The organism is Streptomyces sp. NPDC045287, assembly GCF_056432325.1.
In genome coordinates this window covers 641,522-664,452 of record NZ_JBWKJG010000001.1, presented here as the reverse complement: position 1 = coordinate 664,452, position 22,931 = coordinate 641,522, and the positions used below count along the sequence as shown (strand labels likewise).

Genomic DNA, 22,931 nt, shown 5'->3' with positions numbered 1-22,931 from the left:
GTCTCGCCCGCGGCTCGGCTGCGGCCGTCTCGCTGGTCGGTCGCCGCCCTGACGCGGGCAGGGGTTTGGATGTTTATGCGGACCAAACCCTACTGGACGCTATCCGGGGTCGCGCGGGGAGGGTGCCCAACGCGCCGCCGGGCCCCTCTTTCGGGTTGGGGGCGCAGGTCGCGGGCCCGTCACCCGGTCCGGTGGGGGTGCGGAGTTAGCGTTGCCACGTGGCCTACTTCGACGTCGCTTCCTCCGCTCCCCTCCACCCCGTCGCCCGTCAGGCGCTCCAGGCGTCCCTCGACGAGGGGTGGGCCGATCCCGCGCGCCTGTACCGGGAGGGGAGGCGCGCCCGCCTGCTGCTGGACGCCGCGCGGGAGGCGGCGGCGGAGGCGGTGGGGTGCCGGCCGGACGAGCTGACGTTCACTCCTTCGGGGACGCACGCGGTCCACTCGGGCATCGCCGGCGCCCTCGCGGGACGGCGCCGGGCGGGCCGGCACCTGGTGGTGTCGACGGTGGAGCACTCGTCGGTGCTGCACGCGGCGGACGCGCACGAGGCGGCGGGCGGGGCGGTGACGCGGGTGCCGGTGGAGCGGTCCGGGGCGGTGGCCCCGGAGGCGTACGCGGGGGCGCTGCGCGACGACACGGCGCTGGCGTGCCTGCAGTCCGCCAACCACGAGGTGGGGACGGTGCAGCCGGTGGCGCGGGCGGCGGAGGCGTGCCGGGCGGCGGGGGTGCCGCTGCTGGTGGACGCGGCGCAGTCGCTGGCGTGGGGTCCGGTGGAGGGGGACTGGTCACTGCTGGCGGCGAGCGCCCACAAGTGGGGCGGTCCGGCGGGGGTCGGGCTGCTGGCGGTGCGCAAGGGGGTGCGGTTCGCGCCGCAGGGGCCGGCGGACGAGCGGGAGTCGGGGCGGTCGGCCGGGTTCCCGAACCTCCCGGCGATCGTGGCGGCGGCGGCGTCGCTGCGGGCCGTGCGGGCCGAGGCGGCGGCGGAGGCGGAGCGGCTGCGGGAGCTGGTGGAGCGGATCCGGGCGCGGGTGGCGGAGTCGGTGCCGGAGGTGGAGGTGGTGGGCGACCCGGTGCGGCGACTGCCCCACCTGGTGACGTTCTCCTGCCTGTACGTGGACGGGGAGGCGCTGCTGCACGAGCTGGACCGGTCCGGTTTCTCGGTTTCGTCCGGTTCGTCGTGTACGAGTTCGACGCTGACGCCCAGCCACGTCCTGCGCGCGATGGGGGTGCTGTCGGAGGGGAACGTCCGCGTCTCGCTGCCGACGGGGGTGGCGGAGGCGGACGTGGAGCGGTTCCTGGAGGTGCTGCCGGGGGTGGTGGCGGGGGTGCGGGAGCGGCTCGGGGCGCCGGCGGCCGGGGCCGCGGGGACGGCCGGCGGGGGCGGCGAACTGGTCGTGGACGCGCTGGGGAAGCGGTGTCCGCTGCCGGTCATCGAGCTGGCGAAGGCGATCGGCCGCGTGCCGGTCGGCGGGACGGTGCGGGTGCTCGCGGACGACGCGGCGGCGCGGCTGGACATCCCGGCGTGGTGCGGGATGCGGGGCCAGGAGTACGTGGGCGAGGAGCCGGCGGACGGGGGTTCGGCCCACGTGGTCCGCCGGCTCGCGTGAGGCGCCCGGCTACCCGAGGTGGGCCTGGACCTCGGCGGCGGCCTCGTCGCCGTACGCCTTGGTGAAGCGCTCCATGAAGTGGGCGCGGCGCAGGGTGTACTCCTGCGTGCCGAGGGTCTCGATGACCAGGGTGGCCAGCATGCAGCCGACCTGGGCGGCGCGCTCCAGGCCGACGCCCCAGGACAGGCCGGAGAGGAAACCGGCGCGGAAGGCGTCGCCGACGCCGGTCGGGTCGACCTTGGCCTCCTCCTCGGGGCAGCCGACCTCGAAGGCGGGCTCGCCGGCGCGCTCGACGCGCACGCCGCGGGCGCCGAGGGTGGTGACGCGGTGGCCGACGCGGCCGAGGATCTCCTCGTCGCTCCAGCCGGTTTTGGCCTCGATCAGGCCCTTCTCGTACTCGTTGGAGAAGAGGTAGGTGGCGCCGTCGAGGAGGGTGCGGATCTCCTCGCCGTCCATGCGGGCGATCTGCTGGGAGAAGTCGGCGGCGAAGGGGATGCCGCGCGTCCGGCACTCCTCGGTGTGGCGGAGCATCGCCTCGGGGTCGTCGGCGCCGACGAGGACCAGGTCGAGGCCGCCGACGCGGTCGGCGACGGCCTTGAGCTCGATGAGCCGGGCCTCGCTCATGGCGCCCGTGTAGAACGAGCCGATCTGGTTGTGGTCGGCGTCGGTGGTGCAGACGAAGCGGGCCGTGTGGAGGACCTCGGAGATCCGCACGGATTCGGTGTCCACGCCGTGCCGGTCGAGCCAGGCGCGGTACTCGTCGAAGTCGGAGCCGGCGGCGCCGACGAGGATCGGGCGGGTGCCCAGCTGCCCCATGCCGAAGCAGATGTTCGCGCCGACGCCTCCCCTGCGGACGTCGAGGTTGTCGACGAGGAAGGAGAGGGAGACCGTGTGCAGCTGATCGGCGACGAACTGGTCGGCGAATCGGCCGGGGAAGGTCATGAGGTGGTCGGTGGCGATGGAGCCGGTGACTGCGATGCGCACGGCGGGATGCTCCTGCGGGGAGACAGCATGGACAGTTCACGCTACCGGGTCACGGGGCGACCGCGAAGAGGAGAAACTACCCGATAGTAGGTCTTCTCGGTCGGGGCCGGCGTGCGTACGGTGCCGGTATGGCGAACCACATCACGTCGCGTGAGCGGCCGGAGCCCGAGTTCACCCTGGCGGAGTTGCGCGGGGACTGCGCGCGGATGGCGCCGCACTGGCCGGCCCCGGCGGACGCCGCGCCCGCGCCCGTACCGCCGTCGCTGATCCACGGGGTGGTGGTGGAGCCCGCGTCCGTCCGGCTGGTCGCCGCCACCGCCGAGTACGGCGCCTGACGCCCGCACGGCGTACGGAACCGCTCGCCCGTCCGCTCCGTCCCACCCGTGTCTCCCGTCAGGCGGGGGTGCGAGTGATGACGTGGACCGACGAAGGAGCGTTGCGGTGAGCGAGACGGAGAACAGCACGGACACGGGCCCCGGCCGCAGGCGGCGGCCGTTCGCCGTCGCCCTGGTGGCGGCGGTGCTGGCGGCGGGGGGCGGAACGTACCTGGCGGTGGACCGGTCGGGCGGCGGCACGGCCGCGGCCCCGGCGGAGGGACGCGGCACAGGGCCCGCCCTGTCGCCCTCCCCCGGCGGCACGTCCCCGGGCGTCGCGCCGGGCGAGCCGGACCCGGGCGGCGACGACCCGTACCGCCTGGTGGGCACGCTGCCGAAGGCGCCGGAGACGGCGCACGCCTACCGGATGCGGGTGAAGGTCACGGAGGCGGACGTGGCCCGGCTGGCGAAGGCACTGAACGTCCCCGGCACGCCGGTGAAGGGCCCCGTCGGATGGCGCGTCGGCCCCCGGCACAGCGAGGGGCTGGGGCACTCGCTCGACGTGTACGAGAGGGGCGAGTGGCGGTACGAGGCGCAGGGACCGCTCACCGACAACTGCCCCCGCGGCAAGCGGTGCAAGGCCGACCCGACCGACAGGCCGGTGAGCGACGAGGAGGCGCGGCGGGCCGCCGCACCCCTGATGAAGGCGCTCGGCCTCGCGGACGCCGACGTGACCTTGGCCACCAGCGGGGCGGACCGCCTGGTGACCGCCGCTCCCCGGGTCGACGGGCTGCCGACCCGGGACTGGGAGACGGTCTTCACCGTGGACGACGGCGAGGGCGTGACCTACGCGGAGGGGCGGCTGGCCGCGTTCGTACGAGGGGGGACGTACCCGGTGATCAGCGCCGGGCAGGCGCTTCGGGAGCTGAACGAGACCGTCCGGGCGATGTGGCCGAGGGGCGGCACGGGCGACTGCGCGACGCCCGCCCCGCTGGACGGGACCGGGGCGGCGAAGGAGCGGGCCGGGGCGGACCCGAGCGGGCCGTGCGAGCCGAGGACGGACCTCCCGAAGGCCGAGAAGGAGTCCGTGACCACCATCCGCACGGTCACGCTCGGGCTGTCGGGGGTGACGGGGAAGACCGGGGAGACGCTGGCCCCGTCCTGGCTGTTCGAGGGGGAGCGGGACGGAAAGCCCCACCGGTTCGACTACCCGGCGGTGCCGCTGGAGCGGCTGTTCCCGAAGCCGGAGAAGCCGGAGGCGATGTGGTCGGAGCCGTACGTCAAGCCGTACGCGCCGCAGGACCGGCGGCTGCGGCTGTCGTTCGGCGGCGGGGCGTGCAGTTCGTACCTGGTACGGGCGGAGGAGACCACCACGCAGGTGCGGCTGCGGCTGTTCGAGATCCCGGACGGGGCGGGGGCGTGCCCTTCGATCGCGCTGTCGGTGAGCGCGACGGTCGTCCTGGAGGAACCGGTCGGTGACCGTGCCGTGGTGAGCGCCGTGACCGGCAAGCCGCTGCCCCGACAGAAGGGCGCGACATGGTGACGCGGTGACGCGGTGACGCGGTGACGCGGTGACGCGGTGACGCGGTGACGCGGTGACGCGGCGGCCCCCGGACCGGGAGGTCCGGGGGCCGCCGCCCGCGTCACGGGCGAGGAACTCGCCGGCGGGTCAGCTGAAGGAGTCGCCGCAGGCGCAGGAGCCCGTGGCGTTCGGGTTGTCGATCGTGAAGCCCTGCTTCTCGATCGTGTCGACGAAGTCGATGGAGGCGCCACCGAGGTACGGGGCGCTCATGCGGTCGGTGACGACCTTGACGCCGCCGAAGTCCTTGACGACGTCACCGTCGAGCGAGCGCTCGTCGAAGAAGAGCTGGTAGCGCAGGCCGGAGCAGCCACCCGGCTGAACGGCGACGCGGAGCGCCAGGTCGTCGCGGCCTTCCTGGTCGAGCAGGGCCTTGACCTTGGCCGCGGCGGCGTCCGTGAGGATGATGCCGTCACTGACAGTGGTCTTCTCGTCCGATACGGACATCTGCTTCTCTCCCGGGTTGTTCGGAGACTGCTTGCCGACGGTTCCAACCGGCGGGGTCGCCGATTCATTCCGGGCCGCGCCCGGTCCTTCTCCTTCATGCTCGCACACCGCCGCGCGCGCAAGCACCGAGCCGTGGAGAGCGAATTCGTCACATCGACACTATGGACATCGTCAACGTGACGTGAACCGGTTATGATAGATAGCGTCAATTAGACGAAAAGGCTCAGTAGAAAGGGTGCGTGACGTGACCACCGCCCAGCCCCTGGATGTCCAGCCGACGCCGCTCGCCCTGCTGCTGCTCGGCCGCGAGGCCGACCCCAAGAGCGAGCGGGGCGTCGAGTGCCCCGGCGACCTCCCCTCGCCGTCCGACCCGGACCTGGTGGAACGCGCCCGCGCCGCCAAGGCGAAGCTCGGGGACAAGGTCTTCGTCCTCGGCCACCACTACCAGCGTGACGAGGTCATCCAGTTCGCGGACGTCACGGGCGACTCCTTCAAGCTCGCCCGTGACGCGGCCGCCCGGCCCGAGGCGGAGTACATCGTCTTCTGCGGCGTGCACTTCATGGCCGAGTCGGCGGACATCCTGACCGGCGACGACCAGAAGGTCGTCCTGCCGGACCTGGCCGCGGGCTGCTCCATGGCCGACATGGCCACCGCCGAGCAGGTCGCCGAGTGCTGGGACGTGCTGACGGAGGCGGGCGTCGCGGACGTGACCGTGCCGGTCTCGTACATGAACTCCTCCGCCGACATCAAGGCGTTCACCGGCAAGCACGGCGGCACGATCTGCACCTCGTCCAACGCCGAGCGTGCCCTGAACTGGGCCTTCGAGCAGGGCGAGAAGGTCCTCTTCCTGCCCGACCAGCACCTGGGCCGCAACACCGCCGTCCGCGACCTGGGCATGTCCCTCGACGACTGCGTCGTCTACAACCCGCACAAGCCGAACGGCGGGCTGACCGCCGAGGAGCTGCGCGACGCGAAGATGATCCTGTGGCGCGGCCACTGCTCCGTGCACGGCCGGTTCTCGCTGGACTCGGTCAACGAGGTCCGCGAGCGCATCCCCGGTGTCAACGTGCTGGTGCACCCGGAGTGCCGGCACGAGGTCGTCGCCGCCGCCGACCACGTGGGGTCGACCGAGTACATCATCAAGACCCTGGAGGCGGCGCCCGCCGGGTCGAAGTGGGCCATCGGCACGGAGCTGAACCTGGTGCGGCGGCTCGCGAACCGGTTCGCGGACGAGGGCAAGGAGATCGTCTTCCTCGACCGGACCGTCTGCTTCTGCTCCACCATGAACCGGATCGACCTGCCGCACCTGGTGTGGGCGCTGGAGTCGCTCGCCGAGGGCAACCTGGTCAACCGGATCCAGGTCGACCGCGAGACGGAGAGCTTCGCCAAACTGGCGCTGGAGCGGATGCTGGCGCTCCCGTGACCGCGCGGCGCGCACACGTCTGAGGGGCGCCCCCCGGTGCGGGGGGCGCCCCTCTCGTACGTGCCGCTCGCGCGGGGGCCCTACCTGGTGCCGGCCGTCTCCGGTTCGGCGGTCCCGGGCGGGGCCCCGGCCCCGTCCGCCTTCTTCGCCGCGCGCCTGGCGGCCCGGCGCTCCTTGCGGAGCTCCACCATCGCGTACAGCGTGGGCACCAGGAGCAGCGTCAGGAGCGTCGAGGTGATCAGGCCGCCGATCACCACGACCGCCAGGGGCTGGGCGATGAAGCCGCCCTCGCCCGTGATGCCGAGGGCCATCGGGACCAGGGCGCAGATCGTGGCCAGCGCCGTCATCAGGATCGGGCGGAGGCGGTGGCGACCGCCCTCGACGACCGCCTCGACCACGCCGAGGCCCTGCGCCCGGTACTGGTTGATCAGGTCGATCAGCACGATCGCGTTCGTCACCACGATGCCGATCAGCATCAGCAGGCCGATCATCGCCGGGACGCCCATCGCCGTGCCCGTGACGATCAGCAGGCCGATCGCGCCCGTCGCCGCGAACGGGACGGAGACCAGCAGGATCAGCGGCTGGACCAGGCTGCGGAACGTCGCCACCAGCAGCAGGAAGACGATCGCGATGGCCGCGAGCATGGCCAGGCCCAGGTTGGCGAACGCCTCCTCCTGGTCCTCCGAGACGCCGCCGATGGACGCGGTCGCGCCGTCCGGCAGGTCCAGGGCGTTGATCTTCGTCTGGAGTTCGGCGCTCACCGCGCCCGTGTTGTCGCCGGTCGGCTTCGCCGTGATCGTCGCGGCCCGCGAGCCGTCGATCCGGGTCATCGAGACCGGCCCGGGAACCAGCCGTACGTCGGCGATGTCACCCAGCTTGACCGGGCCGAGCGGAAGCTGCCGCAGCTCGGCGAGCGTACGGGCCGGGTCGGCCGACGTGATCACCACGTCCCGCTCGGTGTCGTTCAGGACCGCCTTGCCGGCCGGGGTGCCGCGGACCGCCTGGGCGACGGCCATGCCGAGCGCCGCGTCGCCGAACCCGGCGTCCGCCGCCTTCGCGGTGGCCCGGACCGAGATCCGCGGCACCGACTGCGCCAGGTCGCTCTGGACGTCGGTGACGTCGTCCAGCTCCGCCACCTCCGCCCGTACCGCCTCGGACGCCTCGCGCAGGGTCTTCGCGTCGGACGCCTTGACGACGACGCTCAGGTCCTGGTTGGCGAAGCCGTCGCCGGCGGCGATGGTCGTGTCGCCGATGCCGTCGAGCCGGCCCAACTCCTCGTCGATCCGGTCGTGGACCTCCTCGGACGACGCCGACTCCGCCAGCTTCACCTGGTACGACGCCTGGTTGGCGCCCGTGCCGCCGCCGAACGCGGCCATGAAGCCGGACGAGCCGACCGTCACCTGGTAGTCCTCGACCCCGTCGGCCGACGCCAGGACCTTCTCGACCTTCTTCGCCGCCGCGTCCATCGCGTCCAGGCTGGTGCCCGGCGGCAGCTTCTGCTTCACCGACAGCACGGCCTGCTCGCCCTGGTCAAAGAAGTTCGTCTTCAGCAGCGGCGCCATGCCGAACGTGCCGAGCAGGACGACGACCGCGATGGCCACGCTGGTGAGGCGGCGGCGCGTCGCGAACCGCAGCACCGGCACGTACATCCGCTGGAGGCGGCTGCGGGCCTCCTTCTCCTCGGCGGCGCGGCGCGCCTCCTCCGGGTCCTCCGACGTGCCCTTGGGGGCGCGCAGGAACCAGTACGACAGGACCGGCACCACGGTCAGCGACACGAGCAGCGACGCCAACAGGGCCGCCGTGACGGTCAGCGAGAACGATCCGAACAGCTCGCCCACCATGCCGCCGACCAGGCCGATCGGCAGGAACACGGCGACGGTGGTGAGCGTCGACGACGTGACGGCGCCCGCCACCTCGCGCACGGCCGTGAGGATCGCCGCCTGCCGCTCCTCGCCGTACCCCAGGTGCCGCTTGATGTTCTCCAGGACGACGATCGAGTCGTCGACGACCCGGCCGATGGCGATGGTCAGCGCGCCCAGCGTCAGCATGTTCAGCGACAGGTCGCGGCTCCACAGCACGAGCAGCGCGAGGACGACGGACAGCGGGATGGACACCGCCGTCACCAGCGTCGACCGGATCGACGCCAGGAACACCAGGATGACGAGGACCGCGAAGACCAGGCCGAGCGCGCCCTCCGTGGTGAGGCCTGAGATCGACTTGGCGACGGCCGGGCCCTGGTCGGAGACGACGGTCAGCTCGGCGCCCGCGCCCAGGTCGCGCCGCAGCTCCGGCAGCTTCTCCTCGACGGCCTCGGAGATGGCGACGGCGCTGCCGTCCTGGTCCATGGTCGCCATCACGGCGAGGCTCGGCCTGCCGTTGGTCCGGGTCAGGGAGGTCCGGGCGGACTCCTCCTGCTCGACGGTGGCGACGTCGCCGAGGCGGACCGCCTTGCCCTTGCCCGGGGCGGCCGGCGGGATGCGGAGCTCCTCGATCTGCTCCAGCGAGGTGAAGCCGCCGCCGACCTGCACGGTGCGGCTCTTGCCCCCTTCCGCGAACGAGCCCGCGGGGACGGTCGCGCCGCCCGCCCTGAGCGCGTCCGCGAGCTGCGGGACCGCCAGGCCGGCCGCGGCGAGCTTCCGGTCGTCGGGCGTGACGGAGACCTGGACGTCCTGGACGCCGCTGACGGAGACCTGGCCGACCCCGTCGATGTCCTCCAGGGCGGGGACGACGGTCCGCTCCAGCAGGTCGGCGAGGGCCTGCTGGTCCTTGCCGGTGGACGAGGCGGCGAGGACGACGGTCGGGATGTCGTCCGTCGAACCGGCGACCACCTGCGGGTCGACCCCCTCCGGCAGCAGGGGGCGGGCGCGGTTGACGGCCTGCTGGACGTCGGCGACGAGCTGCTTGGTGGACTCGTCGCCGTAGTCGAAGGTGGCCATGATCAGGGCGTTGCCCTCGCTGGCCGTGGAGGTGACGCCCTTGATGCCGTCGACGGCGTCGAGGGCGTTCTCGACGGGCTCGACGACCTGCTTCTCGACCACGTCGGGCGAGGCCCCCTGGTACGGCGCGATGACCGAGACCATGGGGAGTTCGATGGACGGCAGGAGCTGCTGCTTGAGCTGGGGTATCGCGATCGTGCCGAAGACGATCGCGATGATCGACATCAGGCCTATCAGGGCCCGTTGGGCGAGGCTGAATCTGGACAGCCAGGACATGGCGTCTTGAGTCTCTCTTCCGCGGTGTGGCTCGGCGTGGTGGTCCGGTCCTCCACACCTTCCGCCATCGGAGGCGGGCGTTTTCTCGCCCCCAGGTCCATTCCTGGCGCGGCGCGTACCGCGTACGGAGTACGCGGGGCGGTGCCTCAGTCCACCCTCGGGCGTACCAGCCCCGACTCGTACGCGATGACGACGAGCTGGGCGCGGTCGCGGGCGCCGAGCTTCGCCATGGCCCGGTTCACATGGGTCTTGACGGTGAGCGGGCTGACCCGCAGGCGCTCGGCGATCTCGTCGTTGGAGAGCCCGGCGGCGACGTGGACGAGGACCTCCCGCTCACGGCCCGTCAGCCCGGCGAGCCGCTCGGCGTGCGCGCCGGGGCCGCCGGGGCGCGGCCCGGAGCCGCCGTTCCCGCTCTGGGCGAGGAACGTGGCGATCAGGCCCTTGGTGGCGGCGGGCGACAGCAGGGCGTCCCCGGCGGCGGCGACCCGGATGGCGCTCAGCAGCTCGTCCGGTTCGGCGCCCTTGCCGAGGAAGCCGCAGGCGCCGGCGCGCAGCGACTGCACGACGTACTCGTCGACCTCGAACGTCGTCAGCATCACCACGTGGACGTGGCCGAGGGCCGGATCGGCGGTGATCTCGCGGGTGGCGGCGAGGCCGTCCGTACCGGGCATGCGGATGTCCATCAGGACCACGTCCGGCGAGGCCGAGCGGGTCAGGGCGACCGCCTCGGCGCCGTCCGACGCCTCCCCGACGACCCGCATGTCCGGCTCCGACTCGACCAGCACCCGGAACGCGCTGCGGAGCAGGGCCTGGTCGTCGGCGAGCAGCACCTTGATCGGTTCGGTCGTCGTCATGTGGCCCGGTCCTCCCCAGAGCGAGTGGTGAGGGGCAGTATCGCCTGCACGCGGAAGCCGCCCCCGTAGCGGGGGCCCGTGGTGAGGGCGCCGCCGAGGGCGGCGGCCCGCTCGCGCATGCCGACCAGGCCGTGCCCGCCGGCCGTGCCCGCCGGCGCGGGGGCGGGGCCGCCGCCGTCGTCGAGGACGGTGACCTCGATGGTCCGGCCGACGCGCAGGACGCTCACCTCCGCGGTGGCGGACGCGCCGGCGTGCTTGCGGACGTTGGTGAGCGCCTCCTGGATGATCCGGTACGCGGCGAGGTCGACGGCCGCGGGCAGGTGCGTGCCGTGGTCGGTGCGGGCCAGCCGCACGGGGAGGCCGGCGTGGCGGAACGTGTCCAGCAGGTCGTCGAGGACGGCCAGGCCCGGCGCGGGCTCGGTGGGGGCCTCCGGGTCGCCGGACTGGCGGAGCAGGCCGACCGTGGCGCGCAGCTCGTCCAGCGCGGAACGGCTGGCCTCCCGCACGTGCGCCAGGGCCTCCTTGGCCTGGTCGGGGCGGCGGTCCATGACGTGCGCGGCGACACCGGCCTGGACGTTGACGAGGGCGATGTGGTGGGCGACCACGTCGTGGAGGTCGCGGGCGATGCGCAGGCGCTCCTCGGCGACGCGGCGGCGGGCCTCCTCCTCCCGGGTGCGCTCGGCGCGCTCGGCGCGCTCCCGGATGGCGTCGACGAACGCGCGGCGGCTGCGGACCGCGTCGCCCGCGGCGGCGGCCATGCCCGTCCAGGCGAAGACGCCCAGGTTCTGCTGGGCGTACCAGGGGGAGGAGCCGAAGAACATGGCGGCGGCCGTCAGGACCGTCATCGTCGCCAGGCCCACGCGCCAGGTGGTGGGGCGGTCGGTGCGGGAGGCGACGGTGTACAGGGCGACGACGGCGCTCATCGAGACCGGTGCGGGCGGGTCTCCGGCGACGAACTCCACGACCGTGGCCGCGCCGGTGGCCGCGAGGGCCCGCAGGGGCGCGCGGCGCCTCGCCACGAGGGCGGCGGCGCCGACGGCCATCAGCAGGACGCCGGTGGGGCGGGGGGCGCGGGTGCCGAAGGTGGGGCCCGTGCCGTCGCCGTGCGGGTCGACGAAGGACCCCAGGACCATGGCCCCGAGGACGGCCGCGGCCAGGAGGGCGTCGAAGGCGAGGGGGTGCGCGCGCAGCCGGTCGCGGCAGCGGGTGAAGGCGTTTCCTTGTGCCGGCATACCGAGAGGGTAGCCCCGCCCGGCTGCCCGGCCGGCCCGGCGGAGCGGCGCCCGGACGGCCCGCCCGGCGCCCGGCACCGGGCCGGGCGCCGGGCGGGTGCCAGGTCGGGTGCCGGGCGGGCACCGGGTCGGGTGCCGGGCCGGGGCCGCCGCCACCGGGGCCGCGGCCGGAGGGGAGCGCTACAGCAGCGCTACAGCGGGGGGATCAGGCCCTCGTCGGAGTCGGAGAGGAGGGAGCGCACGTCCTCCAGGGTGGCGTCCGGGGACGGGAGGATGAGGTCGGAGGGCTCCAGGGAGTCGTCCGGGAGCGGGTCACCCAGCTCGCGGACGCGCTCCAGGAGGGCGTGCAGGGTCCGGCGGAAACCGGCGCCGTCACCGGTCTCCATCTCGGCGAGCAGCTCGTCGTCGAGCCCGTCCAGTTCGGCGAAGTGGCCCTCGGCCAGCCTCACCTGGCCCTCCCCCATGATCCTCACGATCATGACGCGCCGTCCTTACTGCTTGTCGAACCTCGGCCGCGACGCCTGCCGGTCCTGTTCCTGGGCCTGCGGCGTGGCGTCGCCGCCCTCGATCGCCTGCTGCGCGGCCGTGCCGCCCGCCAGCTCGGCCTTCATGCGCTGGAGCTCCAGCTCCACGTCCGTTCCGCCCGACAGGCGGTCCAGCTCGGCCTGGATGTCGTCCTTCGCGAGGCCGGACTGGTCGTCGAGGGCGCCGGAGGCGAGGAGCTCGTCGATGGCGCCGGCGCGGGCCTGGAGCTGCGCGGTCTTGTCCTCGGCGCGCTGGATGGCGACGCCCACGTCGCTCATCTCCTCCGAAATGCCGGAGAAGGACTCGGCGATGCGGGTCTGGGCCTGCGCCGCCGTGTACGTGGCCTTGATGGTCTCCTTCTTCGTGCGGAAGGCGTCGACCTTGGCCTGGAGCCGCTGCGCGGCGAGCGTCAGCTTCTCCTCCTCGCCCTGGAGGGTCTGGTGCTGCGTCTCCAGGTCGGTCACCTGCTGCTGCAGCGCCGCGCGCCGGGACAGCGCCTCGCGGGCGAGGTCCTCGCGGCCGAGCGCCAGCGCCTTGCGGCCCTGGTCCTCCAGCTTGGCGGACTGGTTCTGCAGCTGGTTCAGCTGGAGTTCGAGGCGCTTGCGGGAGGTGGCCACGTCCGCCACGCCGCGGCGGACCTTCTGGAGCAGCTCCAGCTGCTTCTGGTACGAGTAATCGAGGGTCTCGCGCGGGTCCTCGGCCCGGTCCAGGGCCTTGTTCGCCTTCGCGCGGAAGATCATCCCCATACGCTTCATCACACCGCTCATGGGCTTCGCGCGCCCCCTTCTGACCGACTTCGGCTGCAGCACTCCGACAGAACCCACAGTACGGGCCCTGTCTCCATTACCGCACTGTTCGGGCGCCGATGCGCTCCTCCCCAAGGACGACTGCTGACGGCCCGTCTCCGGCCCAGGGAGTAGATGGCCGCCGGGGCGTCCGCCCCGGGGAGCCGGCCGCGGGACGCGGGCCGTTGCCGGATCGTTCCCCACCGGGGTGGGGTCCATGCGCGGCACCCCGTACCCTTGGGATTTGTGTTCCGTAGCCGTTCGAAGGATGAGAAGGCCCCCACCGGCAAGGTGACGGCGGACCTCTCCAAGCAGCCCCGCGACCCGCAGGCCCCCAAGGGCCGCCCCACCCCGAAGCGGAGCGAGGCCCAGACCCAGCGCCGCCGCGCGGTGACGCCGACGCTCGACCGCAAGGAGGCGATGCGCCGCCAGCGCGAGGCCCGCCGCGCAGACCTGGCCCGCCAGCGCGAGGCGCTGGCCTCGGGCGACGAGCGCTTCCTGCCCGCCCGCGACCGCGGGCCGGTCCGCCGCTTCGTGCGGGACTTCGTCGACTCGCGGTTCTTCGTCGCCGAGATGTTCCTGCCGCTGGCGCTGGTGATCCTGGTCCTGTCGGTGATCCAGATCGGCCAGATGCAGACGATCGCCACGCTGCTGTGGCTGGGCGTGATCGTGCTGATCATCCTCGACTCGATCGGGTTGGCGTTCCGCCTGAAGAAGCAGCTCAAGCAGCGCTTCCCGAACGAGCCGAAGCGCGGCGCCGTCGCGTACGCCCTGATGCGCTCGCTCCAGATGCGCCGGCTGCGGCTGCCGAAGCCGCAGGTCAAACGGGGAGAGCGGCCCTGAGCACCACGGTCTCCGGAAGCGGGGGCGCGGCGGCGGAATGGCTGGACGGGCTCGGCGGACTGCGCGACACCGTCCGCCAGGAGCTCGTCGCGCGCCAACTGGACGAGCAGATAGGCGCCCGCTACCCGGTGGGTCAGCGGCTGCGCATACTCGACGTCGGCATGGGCCAGGGCACGCAGGCGCTGCGGCTGGCCCGGGCCGGGCACACGGTGACCGGCCTGGAGTCCGACCCCGAGATGTTGAGGGTCGCCCGTGAGGCGCTGGCGACCGAGCCGGCCGGCATCCGCGAGCGGTTCCGGCTGATCCAGGGCGACGGCCGGGAGACCGGCGTGCACTTCCTGCCGGGCAGCTTCGACGTCGTGCTGTGCCACGGCGTCCTGATGTACGTGGACGAGCCCGACGCCATGCTGGCCGGGCTGGCCCGGATGCTGGCGCCCGGCGGTCTGCTGTCCCTGGTCGTACGGAACGCGGACGCGCTGGCCATGCGGCCGGGGCTGGCCGGGGACTGGTCGGCCGCCCTGGCCGCGTTCGACTCGGACACCTGCGTGAGCGACTTCGGGGTGCCGACGCGCGCCGACCGCCTGGAGACGCTGACGGCCACGCTCGCCGGGATCGCGGCGCCGCTGCAGGCGTGGTACGGCGTGCGGGTCTTCACCGACGCGGTGCCCACGGACGAGGGCCTGCCCGCGGCGCAGGAGCTGGAGCGGCTGCTGGCCGCCGAGGACCGGGCGGGCCGCACCGACCCGTACCGCGCGGTGGCGGCGCTGCTGCACCTGTGCGGCGTCCGCGGCTGACCCCGCCCGGACCCGTGGCCGGCCCCGCGCCCGGCCGGGCGGAATCCGTCGCGCCCGGCAGGCAGGTGCGCGCGGGACTTCCGCGTCCTCGTCGGTGTGAGTACTGGTGAAGGCGCAATCGACCCCGGGGCCGTGACGCCCCGCCTGCCCGCCCGCGAGACGTGGCGGGCGCTGTACCGGCACTTCCGGCCGCACCGCGCGGCCGTCGCCCTCGGCGCGCTGCTGGCGCTGGTCGGCACCGTGACCGGGCTGGCGCAGCCGCTCGCCGCGAAGACCCTGGTGGACCGGCTCGGCCGGGACGAGCCGATCACGGGCGTCCTGCTGGGCCTGACCGCGCTGGTGGTCGCCGGGACGGCGGTCTCGGCGGTCGGCTCGTACGTCCTGGAGCGCACCGCCGAGTCGGTGGTGCTGGCCGCCCGCCACTCCCTCATCGGGCGGCTGCTGCGGCTGCGGCTGGTGGAGGTGGAGCGGACCCAGCCCGGCGACCTGATGGCGCGGATCACCTCGGACACGACGCTGCTGCGGGCGGTGACGACGCGGTCGGTCGTCTCGGCGGCGACCGGCGGGCTCGGGTTCCTCGCCACGCTCGTGATGATGCTGATGATGGACGCCGTGCTGCTCGGCGTGACGCTCGGCGTGATCGTGCTGATCGGCGGGGCGTTCGCGTTGGCCATGCCGAGGATCGCGGAGGCGACGCGCCGGTCGCAGGCGGCGGTCGGGGAGATATCCAGCCGCCTGGAGCGGGCGTTCGGGGCGTTCCGCACGGTGAAGGCGTCGGGCGCCGAGGCGCGGGAGACGGCGGTCGTGGAGGAGGCGGCGCACGACGCGTGGCGGCACGGGGTGAGGGCCGCGGGGTGGCAGGCGCTCGCCGGGTCGTCGGTGGGGCTCGCGGTGCAGGTGTCGTTCCTGGCCGTGCTGGGCATCGGCGGGGCGCGGGTCGCGTCGGGGGCGATCACCGTCGCCGAGCTGATCGCGTTCCTGCTGTACCTCTTCTACCTGATCGAGCCGGTGTCGCAGTTGGTCGAGGCGGTGACGCAGTACCAGGTGGGGTCGGCGGCGATCGCCCGGATCGAGGAGGCGGAGCGGCTGGCCGCCGAGGACCCGGAGCAGGGGGCCGGGGCCGTCGCGGTGGGCGGGGACGGGCCGGCGTCGGTCGTCTTCGAGGACGTCGCCTTCCGGTACCGGGACGACCTGCCGTACGTGCACCACGGGGTGTCGTTCGAGGTGCCCGGGCCCGGCATGACCGCGTTCGTCGGGCCGTCCGGCGCGGGCAAGACGACCGTGTTCGGGCTCGTCGAGCGGTTCTACGAGGCGACCGGCGGGCGGGTCCTCGTCGACGGCCGGGACGTGCGGGACTGGCCGGTCGCCGCGCTGCGGGGCGCCATCGGGTACGTCGAGCAGGACGCGCCGGTCCTGGCGGGGACGCTCCGCGAGAACCTCGTGTTCGCCGCGCCCGGCGCGACGGAGGAGGAGGTCCGGGAGGTGCTCGTGCGGACGCGGCTGGACGCGCTCGTGGAGCGGCTGCCGGACGGGCTGGACACCGTCGTCGGGCACCGCGGCTCGAAGCTGTCCGGCGGGGAGCGCCAGCGCGTCGCCGTCGCCCGGGCGCTGCTGCGCAGGCCCCGGCTGCTGCTGCTCGACGAGGCGACGTCGCAGCTGGACGCGGTCAACGAGATGGCGCTGCGGGACGTCGTCGCGGAGGTGGCGCGGGAGGTGACCGTCCTGGTGGTGGCGCACCGGCTGTCGACGGTGACGCTGGCGGACCGGATCGTGGTGATGGACGCGGGACGGGTCCGGGCGGTGGGCACGCACGCGGAGCTGGTGGCCGGCGATCCGCTGTACGCGGAGCTGGCGGCGACGCAGTTCCTGGCGACGCGGGGGTAGCGGGGAACGAAACGGGGCCGGGGGCAGCGGGGGCACCGTTCCGCCCCCTGATCGGATGCGCTGCACGGGCAGGGACGGAGGGATGAAAGGGATACTCCGGACATGGACCTCCTGCTGCCGCGTGTGCGCGCGCTGTCGTTGCCCCTCGTCGCCGGAGTGAGCGCGGTCGCCCTGCTGGGCGGCTGCACCACCGCCCTGCCGCCCGCCGGGCCCGCTGCGGCCGGGCCGCGCGTGACGGGCACGGCGCAGGCGCGGACGCAGGCGCCGGCGCCGGCACAGCGGCAGGCGGGCGACCTGCAGAGCGAGTACCAGGCCGTGATCAAGAACGTGCTGCCGTCGGTCGTCACCATCGAGGCGGGCGAGAGCCTGGGCTCGGGGGTCGTCTACGACGACGAGGGCCACATCGTGACCAACGCCCACGTCGTCGGCTCCGCCCGCAGCTTCCGCGTCACGGTCGCCACGCAGGAGCAGCCCCTCGCGGCGCGGCTCATCTCCAGCTACCCGGACCAGGACCTCGCCGTCGTCAAACTGGACGGCCCCCCGCCCGCGGGGGTGCGCCCGGCCCGGTTCGGCGACTCGGCGAAGGTGGAGGTCGGGCAGATCGTCCTCGCCATGGGGTCGCCGCTGGGGCTGTCCGGCAGCGTCACCCAGGGCATCGTCTCCGCGATCGGCCGCACCGTCAGCGAGGGCCAGTCCGGCGGGGGGACGGGCGCGACGATCGGCAACATGGTGCAGACCTCCGCGCCGATCAACCCCGGCAACAGCGGGGGCGCGCTGGTCAACCTGAACAGCGAGGTCGTCGGCATCCCGACCCTCGCGGCGGTCGACCCCGAGGGCGGCGGGGGCTCGGCGCCCGGGATCGGCTTCGCCATCCCCGTGTCGATGGTGCGGACGGTCGCGGACCAGATCGTGAAGTTCGGGAGCGTGCGGGACTCCGGGCGGGCGGCGCTGGGGATCTCCGGGCGCACGGTCCTCGACGACGAGTACCGCCCGGCGGGGGTCGCGGTGGAGCGCGTCCTGGAGGGCGGGGCGGCGCAGGGGGCGGGGCTGCGGGTGGGGGACACCATCACCCGGGTGGAGGACAAGGAGATCACGACGATCACGTCGCTGCTGGAGGCGCTGGCCTCGCTGAAGCCGGGGCAGAAGGTGACCGTGCGGTACGTGCGCGAGGGGCGCGCGCGGACGGCGCGGGTGACCCTGGGCGAGATGTGACGCCGCGGGCCCGCCGCGGGACGCCGCGGGCCCGCCGGCAGGGTCAGGACTCGGCGTTCAACGGCATGGGGCCGTAGATCCTGGTGCCGTCCTCGAAGAGCGTCACCTGGTCCGCGCCGCCCTCCAGCAGGTCGCGCCACGTCTCGCCGATCCAGGACTCCGCGTCCCCCTGCGTGGTGAACTCCTCCGGCGTCACCGCCGGCTCCACCTCCGTGCCGTCGGACTTCTCGAACCGCCACGTCCACGCCATGCGCGCCTCCCGCGTCCTGCACCTGTGCTGGTTCCTGCCCGCAGCGTAGCCGGGCGCGCAGCCGCGCGGGGCCCGCGGGAGGATCGGGTACGTGGAACTGACTCTGCTCGGCACCGGGGCCCCGACCGGCCTCCCCCGCCCCGGCTGCCCCTGCGCCGCGTGCGCCACCGCCCGCGGCCCGTACGCGCGCTCCGCGACCTCGCTGCTCGTGGACGGCGTGCTGCTGCTCGACCTCACCCCGGGCGCCGCCCTGGCCGCCGCCCGCGCGGGGCACACCCTCACGGGCGTGCGGCAGGTGCTGCTGACGCACCCGCACGACGGCCCGCCCGTGGAGCTGCCCGCCGGGCTGCCGCCCGCGGGCCGCGTCCCGGACGGGCGGGAGCTGGCGCTGATCAGCGGGCACCGCGTCCGGGCCGTGCCGATGGACGCGCCCGGCACCGGGTACGAGGTGACGTCCCCGGAGGGGGCGCGGCTGCTGTACCTGCCGCCGGGCTGCGCCCCCGCCGGGCCGGCCGCGCCGCGACGCCCGTACGACCTGCTCGCCGCCGACGTGACCGGGCGGCCGGACGCGCTGGCCCGGCTGCGGGCGGCCGGCGCGGTGGGCCGGGACACCGACGTGCTGGCCGTGCACCTGGACCACGGCGTGCCGCCCGGCCCGGAGCTGGACCGGCGGCTCGCCGCGGCCGGCGCCCGGGCCGTACCGGACGGGACGACGCTCACGGTCGGCGCGTACCGGGAGGTCCCGTCGCCGCCCCGCCGCACGCTGGTCACCGGGGGCGCCCGGTCGGGGAAGTCCCTGGAGGCGGAGCGGCGCCTGGAGGCGTACCCGGACGTGGTGTACGTGGCGACGGGCGGCGGCCGGGACGGCGACGCGGAGTGGGCGGCCCGGGTGGGCGCGCACCGGGAGCGGCGGCCCGGTTCCTGGCGCACCGAGGAGACCTGCGAGGTGGCCGGACTGCTGGCGGCGGACGGGCCTCCCCTGCTGGTCGACTGCCTGTCGCTGTGGCTGACCGACGCCATGGACCGGGTCGGCGCCTGGGACGACGAGACGTGGGCCCGTACGGGCGAGAAGGCGCTGCGGGAGCGGGTCGACGAACTGGTCGCCGCCGTCCGCGCCACGTCCCGCACGGTCGTCGCCGTCACCAACGAGGTGGGCTCCGGCGTCGTGCCGGCGACGGCGGCCGGGCGGCGCTTCCGGGACGAGCTGGGGCGGCTGAACGCGGCCGTCGCGGACGAGTGCGAGCAGGTGTTGCTCGCGGTGTCGGGGCAGGTTCTCGTCCTGCGCGGCTGACCGTCTCCCGGGCCCGGTACTGTTCCGCGAATGAGCAGGCTGAATCTCGACGACTTCTCCGAACTGATCGAGCGCCCGGACAGCGGAATCCGCAGGGACGCCGAGGAACGCCGGGAGCGGCTGGCCGTCCCGCCCGGCGCGCTCGGCCGTCTGGACGAGCTCGGCGAGTGGCTCGCCGCCGCGCAGGGCGCCGTGCCCGTGCGGCCGGTGGAGCGGCCGAAGGCCGTGCTGTTCGCCGGGGACCACGGCGTGGCCGCGCTCGACGTGTCGGGGCGCGCCGCGGGGACGGCGTACGCGCTGGTACGGGCGGTGCTGGACGGGTCCGGCCCGGTGGCCGTGCTGGCGCGGCGCGCCGGGGTGCCGGTGCGGATCGTCGACGCGGGTCTGGACTGCGACCCGGAACTGCTGCCGGAGGAGGTCGTACGGCACCGGGTGCGGCGCGGCAGCGGGCGCATCGACGTCGAGGACGCCCTCACGGCGGAGGAGGCCGAGCGGGCGGTGCGGCTCGGCATGGCGATCGCCGACGAGGAGGCCGACTCGGGCACCGACCTGGTGGTGCTGGGCGACCTGAGCGTCGGCGGGACCACGGTGGCGGCCACGCTGATCGCCGCGCTCTGCGGGACGGACGCGTCCGTGGTGACCGGGCGCGGCGGCGCGGGCATCGACGACCTGGCGTGGATGCGCAAGTGCGCGGCGGTCCGCGACGCGCTGCGCCGGGCGCGGCCGGTGCTGGGCGACCAGTTGGAGCTGCTGGCGACGGTGGGCGGCGCGGACGTCGCGGCGACGACCGGGTTCCTGCTCCAGGCGGCCGTGCGGCGGATGCCGGTGATCCTGGACGGCGTCGTGTCGGCGGCGTGCGCGCTGGTCGGGCAGCGGGCCGCGTTCCGGGCGCCCGACTGGTGGCTGGCGGGGCAGGCGAGCGGGGAGCCGGCGCAGGCGAAGGCGCTGGACCGGATGGCGCTCAACCCGCTGCTCGACCACGGCGTCACCGTGGGTGAAGGAACCGGGGCGCTGCTCGCCCTGCCCCTCGTCCAGGCCGCCGCGGCGCTCGCGGCGGAGCTGCCGGAGCGGCCCGACCAGCCGGGGCCGAAGGACGCGCGCGGGGAGGGCGGCTCGAACTGACGTCTCCGGTGCGGCCCCTCCCCCGCGGGCGGGGCCGCACCGGCGTCCGGCGTGGCACGCGGCACCCCCTTCGACCACGTTTCCTGGGGAGATCCGGTTGACCACCGAACGAACAGCCCTGCCGCGGCGCCGCCGCGCGCCCCGCGCCGACGCCGCGGCCGGGGGCCGCCGGGCGGGTCCGGCCGTACGGCGGTTCGCGCGCCGCGAGTGGGGGCCGCTGGCCGGGGCCGTCCGGGCGGCTCCGGCCGGGCGCGGGTGGCGGGCCGTCCCGCTGACGCTGGGCGCGGTGTGCCTGACGGCGCTGTTCCACCTGGTGCAGAACCAGCCGTGGGGGTACGGGCCGGTGCGGGCGATCGGGGCGGTGCGGGCCGAGGACCCGGTGTGGGCGGCGCTGCTGCGGACGCCGCTGTCGCTGTTCGTACCGGCGCTCGACCTGCCGGTGTGGGGGGCGCTGGCGCAGGTCCTGGTCGTGTTCGGGATCGCGGAGACCTGCCTGGGCCGGGCGCGGACGCTGACCGTCGCGTACGCGGCGACGCTGGCCGGGACGGCGTACGCGCGGCTCGGCGTCGCGCTGGGCCCGGGGACGCCGCTGCTGGGGCTGCCCGCCTCGGACGCGGAGGTGGTGGACACGGGCCCGTCGGCGGCCGTGGTGGGGCTGGCGGTGTTCGTGTGCTGGCGGTACCGGGCGTGGCTGACGGGGTGGCTGGTGATCGTCGCCATGGTCGTCGAGGTGGTCGTCAAGCCGAACCTGGCCGGCAAGGAGCACCTGGCGGCCCTCGCGGCGGCCGTGGCCGCGTACGGGGTGTCGGCGTGGCGTCGGCGCTCGCGTCAGGGGCCGGGGCCCGCGGGCGGGTCGCCGTCCCCGCCGGGCGGGGGCGGCACGCGGGCGGGGAAGCCGCCGACCAGTTCGTGGAAGCGGCGGGTGAACCGCGCCCAGCGCCGGTCGTAGCGGTGGGCCCGCAGTCCGGCCCTGGCCCGGGCGCGCGGCCGGTTGCGGTAGGCGCGCCGCGCCCAGGGCGAGTCGGGGCGGGCCAGCCGCAGGGCGCCGACGACGGCGACGAACGGCACGAGCGCCCCGATGACGGCCATGCGGAACTTGCCCTTCAGCAGGGCGACGACCACGAAGAGCAGGTTCGTCCCGGCCGTGACGAAGACCTGCGCCCGGTCCCGCCGCTCCTCCGGCGTCAGGGAGTCCACGCCGAACGGCGAGGAGCCGCCCAGGACGAGGGCGACGAGCGCGGCGGTGAGGACGACCGCCTCCACGCTCTTGCGGCCCTGCTCGGTCCAGTACACGTCGGCGAGGTGGAGGATCAGGGCGAACTCGTCGAGGACCAGCCCGGCGCCCACCCCGAAGACCAGCGCGCAGACGGCGGCGGCCACGTCCCCCCGCGCGCCGACCGAGCCGAAGCCGCCGATCAGGGTGAGGACGACGCCGGGGACCACGTGGTGGACGTGGACGCCGCCGGTGGTGACGTTCCGGAAGGGGCCCCGGCCGGCGCGGATGAGCCGGGTGACGGTCCGGGTGACCAGGAACGTCAGCACGAAGGAGGACAGCGCCAGGAGCAGCGGCAGCTTGCCCGGCTCGACGATGTCGCGGGTGAACCAGTGACCCATGCCACCTCGTCCGTAATCAGGCGTTATGCGTAATCTACCGGGCGGGGGCGCGTCCGGCGGCGACTAGTGTGCGCGCGGTGACGACCACCGACGCCCTCCCGCGCCTCCACGGCCTGCGCTTCGCCTTCGGCACGCTCACCGTCCTGCCCGCCCGGGTCGCGCGCTGGGACCGGGACGCCGCCCGCTCCGGCATGCTGTGCGCGCCCGTCGCCGGGCTGGTCGTCGGCCTCTGCGCGGCAACGGCCGGCACGGTGCTCCTGCTGCTCGGCGCGGGCCCGCTGCTCGCCGCCGTCGCCTCGGCGGCCGTGCCCGCCGTGCTCACCCGGGGGCTCCACCTGGACGGGCTCGCCGACACGGCCGACGGACTCGGCAGCGGCAAGCCGGCCGAGGACGCGCTGCGGATCATGAAGCGGTCGGACATCGGGCCGTTCGGCGTCGTCACGCTGCTCCTCGTGCTGCTCGCCCAGGTGGCGGCGCTCCACCGGCTGTACGACGGGGGATGGGCGCGCGGTGCCGTCGCGGCGGTCCTCGCCGGTACCGTCGCCCGGCTCGCGCTCACCCTCGCCTCCCGCACCGGCGTACCGGCGGCCCGCCCCGAGGGGCTGGGCGCGGTGGTCGCGGGCACCGTGCCGGCGCGCGCCGCGCTGGTGGCGGGCGTGCTGGTGGTGGGCGCGTGCGCGGGCGCCGGGGCGCTGTCCGGGGCGCCCGCCGGGGCGTACGGAGCGCTGCGCCACGCGCTGGGCGCGCTGGTCGCGCTGGGCGCGGCGGAGTTGCTGCTGCGCCGGTGCGTGCGCAGGTTCGGCGGGGTGACGGGGGACGTGTTCGGTGCGGTCGCGGAGACGGCGGCGACCGCCGCCCTGGTGGCCCTGACCCTGGGCTGACGGACGCTCAACAGGGCGAAGCCTCTGTCGCGCCTTCCCGTGCGCCCGGGGGCCGGGCCGTCGGTCAGACGGGATCGGGCC

Annotated in this window: 20 protein-coding genes and 1 pseudogene; 12 read left to right on the top strand and 9 right to left on the bottom strand. The window is 74.8% G+C overall.

Annotation, left to right across the window (positions count from 1 at the left end; translation table 11 throughout):
* Positions 1–218: 218 nt before the first annotated feature.
* Complete coding sequence (locus AC07D6_RS02900) at positions 219–1,604, top strand: aminotransferase class V-fold PLP-dependent enzyme (protein WP_479041413.1); 1,386 nt, start codon at positions 219–221, stop codon at positions 1,602–1,604.
* 9 nt (positions 1,605–1,613) lie between these two features.
* On the opposite strand, the gene AC07D6_RS02895 is transcribed toward AC07D6_RS02900, so the two are convergent.
* Positions 1,614–2,588, bottom strand: a complete 975-nt coding sequence (locus tag AC07D6_RS02895; protein ID WP_315879597.1) for a carbohydrate kinase family protein — start codon at positions 2,586–2,588, stop codon at positions 1,614–1,616.
* A 128-nt stretch (positions 2,589–2,716) separates the two neighbouring features.
* Here AC07D6_RS02895 and AC07D6_RS02890 point away from each other — a divergent pair, with 128 nt between their 5' ends.
* Together AC07D6_RS02890 and AC07D6_RS02885 are read left to right on the top strand one after the other, a co-directional pair.
* Positions 2,717–2,923, top strand: a complete 207-nt coding sequence (locus tag AC07D6_RS02890; protein ID WP_315879596.1) for a hypothetical protein — start codon at positions 2,717–2,719, stop codon at positions 2,921–2,923.
* A gap of 106 nt (positions 2,924–3,029) precedes the next feature.
* Positions 3,030–4,445, top strand: a complete 1,416-nt coding sequence (locus tag AC07D6_RS02885) for a hypothetical protein (RefSeq protein ID WP_479041410.1) — start codon at positions 3,030–3,032, stop codon at positions 4,443–4,445.
* Between the two features lie 126 nt (positions 4,446–4,571).
* Here AC07D6_RS02885 and AC07D6_RS02880 read toward each other — a convergent pair whose 3' ends face one another.
* Positions 4,572–4,928: an iron-sulfur cluster assembly accessory protein gene (locus tag AC07D6_RS02880; protein ID WP_315879594.1), complete on the bottom strand. Its 357-nt coding sequence runs from the start codon at positions 4,926–4,928 to the stop codon at positions 4,572–4,574.
* Between the two features lie 244 nt (positions 4,929–5,172).
* On the opposite strand from AC07D6_RS02880, the gene nadA reads away from it, so the two are divergent.
* Complete coding sequence (gene nadA / locus AC07D6_RS02875; protein ID WP_315879593.1) at positions 5,173–6,351, top strand: quinolinate synthase NadA; 1,179 nt, start codon at positions 5,173–5,175, stop codon at positions 6,349–6,351.
* An 80-nt stretch (positions 6,352–6,431) separates the two neighbouring features.
* Here the strand turns inward: nadA and AC07D6_RS02870 are convergent, their stop codons facing one another.
* The 5 genes from AC07D6_RS02870 to AC07D6_RS02850 all read right to left on the bottom strand — a co-directional run bounded on the left by AC07D6_RS02870 (position 6,432) and on the right by AC07D6_RS02850 (position 12,941).
* A complete protein-coding gene (locus tag AC07D6_RS02870; protein WP_479041407.1) occupies positions 6,432–9,563 on the bottom strand; it encodes an efflux RND transporter permease subunit in 3,132 nt (1,043 codons plus the stop codon).
* A 146-nt stretch (positions 9,564–9,709) separates the two neighbouring features.
* Positions 9,710–10,417: a response regulator gene (locus AC07D6_RS02865; protein WP_315879591.1), complete on the bottom strand. Its 708-nt coding sequence runs from the start codon at positions 10,415–10,417 to the stop codon at positions 9,710–9,712.
* Entirely contained in the window at positions 10,414–11,649 is a 1,236-nt protein-coding gene (locus AC07D6_RS02860) for a sensor histidine kinase (protein WP_479041404.1), read from the bottom strand. Before AC07D6_RS02860 ends, AC07D6_RS02865 begins: the two co-directional genes overlap by 4 nt.
* A 191-nt stretch (positions 11,650–11,840) precedes the next feature.
* Entirely contained in the window at positions 11,841–12,128 is a 288-nt protein-coding gene (pspAA, locus tag AC07D6_RS02855) for a PspA-associated protein PspAA (RefSeq protein ID WP_315879589.1), read from the bottom strand.
* Between the two features lie 12 nt (positions 12,129–12,140).
* Complete coding sequence (locus AC07D6_RS02850; protein WP_315879588.1) at positions 12,141–12,941, bottom strand: PspA/IM30 family protein; 801 nt, start codon at positions 12,939–12,941, stop codon at positions 12,141–12,143.
* 264 nt (positions 12,942–13,205) lie between these two features.
* Between AC07D6_RS02850 and AC07D6_RS02845 the strand changes: the two genes are divergently transcribed.
* The 4 genes from AC07D6_RS02845 to AC07D6_RS02830 all read left to right on the top strand — a co-directional run bounded on the left by AC07D6_RS02845 (position 13,206) and on the right by AC07D6_RS02830 (position 17,692).
* On the top strand, positions 13,206–13,802 hold the full coding sequence (locus AC07D6_RS02845) for a DUF3043 domain-containing protein (protein ID WP_315879587.1): 597 nt from the start codon (positions 13,206–13,208) through the stop codon (positions 13,800–13,802).
* A 59-nt stretch (positions 13,803–13,861) separates the two neighbouring features.
* Positions 13,862–14,596, top strand: coding sequence for a class I SAM-dependent methyltransferase (locus AC07D6_RS02840; protein ID WP_315879646.1), 735 nt, complete (start codon positions 13,862–13,864; stop codon positions 14,594–14,596).
* 96 nt (positions 14,597–14,692) lie between these two features.
* Positions 14,693–16,480, top strand: coding sequence for an ABC transporter ATP-binding protein (locus AC07D6_RS02835; protein WP_479041401.1), 1,788 nt, complete (start codon positions 14,693–14,695; stop codon positions 16,478–16,480).
* A 102-nt stretch (positions 16,481–16,582) separates the two neighbouring features.
* Positions 16,583–17,692 carry a S1C family serine protease gene (locus AC07D6_RS02830; RefSeq protein ID WP_479041399.1) on the top strand — a complete coding sequence of 370 codons (1,110 nt, stop codon included), beginning with the start codon at positions 16,583–16,585 and terminating at the stop codon, positions 17,690–17,692.
* A 43-nt stretch (positions 17,693–17,735) separates the two neighbouring features.
* On the opposite strand, the gene AC07D6_RS02825 is transcribed toward AC07D6_RS02830, so the two are convergent.
* Positions 17,736–17,942, bottom strand: a complete 207-nt coding sequence (locus AC07D6_RS02825; protein ID WP_315879584.1) for a hypothetical protein — start codon at positions 17,940–17,942, stop codon at positions 17,736–17,738.
* Between the two features lie 91 nt (positions 17,943–18,033).
* Here AC07D6_RS02825 and AC07D6_RS02820 point away from each other — a divergent pair, with 91 nt between their 5' ends.
* The 3 genes and pseudogenes from AC07D6_RS02820 to AC07D6_RS02810 form a co-directional block, all read left to right on the top strand.
* Positions 18,034–19,233, top strand: a complete 1,200-nt coding sequence (locus tag AC07D6_RS02820) for a bifunctional adenosylcobinamide kinase/adenosylcobinamide-phosphate guanylyltransferase (protein WP_479041397.1) — start codon at positions 18,034–18,036, stop codon at positions 19,231–19,233.
* Positions 19,234–19,263: 30 nt separating this feature from the next.
* Positions 19,264–20,355, top strand: coding sequence for a nicotinate-nucleotide--dimethylbenzimidazole phosphoribosyltransferase (gene cobT, locus AC07D6_RS02815; RefSeq protein ID WP_479041395.1), 1,092 nt, complete (start codon positions 19,264–19,266; stop codon positions 20,353–20,355).
* A 217-nt stretch (positions 20,356–20,572) separates the two neighbouring features.
* A pseudogene (locus AC07D6_RS02810) lies at positions 20,573–21,265 on the top strand (hypothetical protein); the annotation flags it as partial.
* Here the strand turns inward: AC07D6_RS02810 and AC07D6_RS02805 are convergent.
* Entirely contained in the window at positions 21,184–21,969 is a 786-nt protein-coding gene (locus AC07D6_RS02805) for a hypothetical protein (protein ID WP_479041393.1), read from the bottom strand. The pseudogene AC07D6_RS02810 and the gene AC07D6_RS02805 overlap by 82 nt on opposite strands.
* Before the next feature lie 68 nt (positions 21,970–22,037).
* Between AC07D6_RS02805 and AC07D6_RS02800 the strand changes: the two genes are divergently transcribed.
* Positions 22,038–22,850 (top strand): adenosylcobinamide-GDP ribazoletransferase, encoded by an 813-nt coding sequence (locus AC07D6_RS02800; RefSeq protein WP_479041391.1) that lies wholly within the window; start codon positions 22,038–22,040, stop codon positions 22,848–22,850.
* Positions 22,851–22,931: the final 81 nt, after the last annotated feature.

What these genes read in the sequence shown, in the direction of transcription:
- AC07D6_RS02890 (WP_315879596.1), top strand. Translation starts at nt 2,717, where the DNA reads ATGGCGAACCACATCACGTCGCGTGAGCGGCCGGAGCCCGAGTTCACC.
- AC07D6_RS02880 (WP_315879594.1), bottom strand. Translation starts at nt 4,928, where the DNA reads ATGTCCGTATCGGACGAGAAGACCACTGTCAGTGACGGCATCATCCTC.
- AC07D6_RS02870 (WP_479041407.1), bottom strand. Translation starts at nt 9,563, where the DNA reads ATGTCCTGGCTGTCCAGATTCAGCCTCGCCCAACGGGCCCTGATAGGC.
- AC07D6_RS02865 (WP_315879591.1), bottom strand. Translation starts at nt 10,417, where the DNA reads ATGACGACGACCGAACCGATCAAGGTGCTGCTCGCCGACGACCAGGCC.
- AC07D6_RS02860 (WP_479041404.1), bottom strand. Translation starts at nt 11,649, where the DNA reads ATGCCGGCACAAGGAAACGCCTTCACCCGCTGCCGCGACCGGCTGCGC.
- pspAA (WP_315879589.1), bottom strand. Translation starts at nt 12,128, where the DNA reads ATGATCGTGAGGATCATGGGGGAGGGCCAGGTGAGGCTGGCCGAGGGC.
- AC07D6_RS02850 (WP_315879588.1), bottom strand. Translation starts at nt 12,941, where the DNA reads ATGAGCGGTGTGATGAAGCGTATGGGGATGATCTTCCGCGCGAAGGCG.
- AC07D6_RS02830 (WP_479041399.1), top strand. Translation starts at nt 16,583, where the DNA reads ATGGACCTCCTGCTGCCGCGTGTGCGCGCGCTGTCGTTGCCCCTCGTC.
- AC07D6_RS02825 (WP_315879584.1), bottom strand. Translation starts at nt 17,942, where the DNA reads ATGGCGTGGACGTGGCGGTTCGAGAAGTCCGACGGCACGGAGGTGGAG.
- cobT (WP_479041395.1), top strand. Translation starts at nt 19,264, where the DNA reads ATGAGCAGGCTGAATCTCGACGACTTCTCCGAACTGATCGAGCGCCCG.
- AC07D6_RS02805 (WP_479041393.1), bottom strand. Translation starts at nt 21,969, where the DNA reads ATGGGTCACTGGTTCACCCGCGACATCGTCGAGCCGGGCAAGCTGCCG.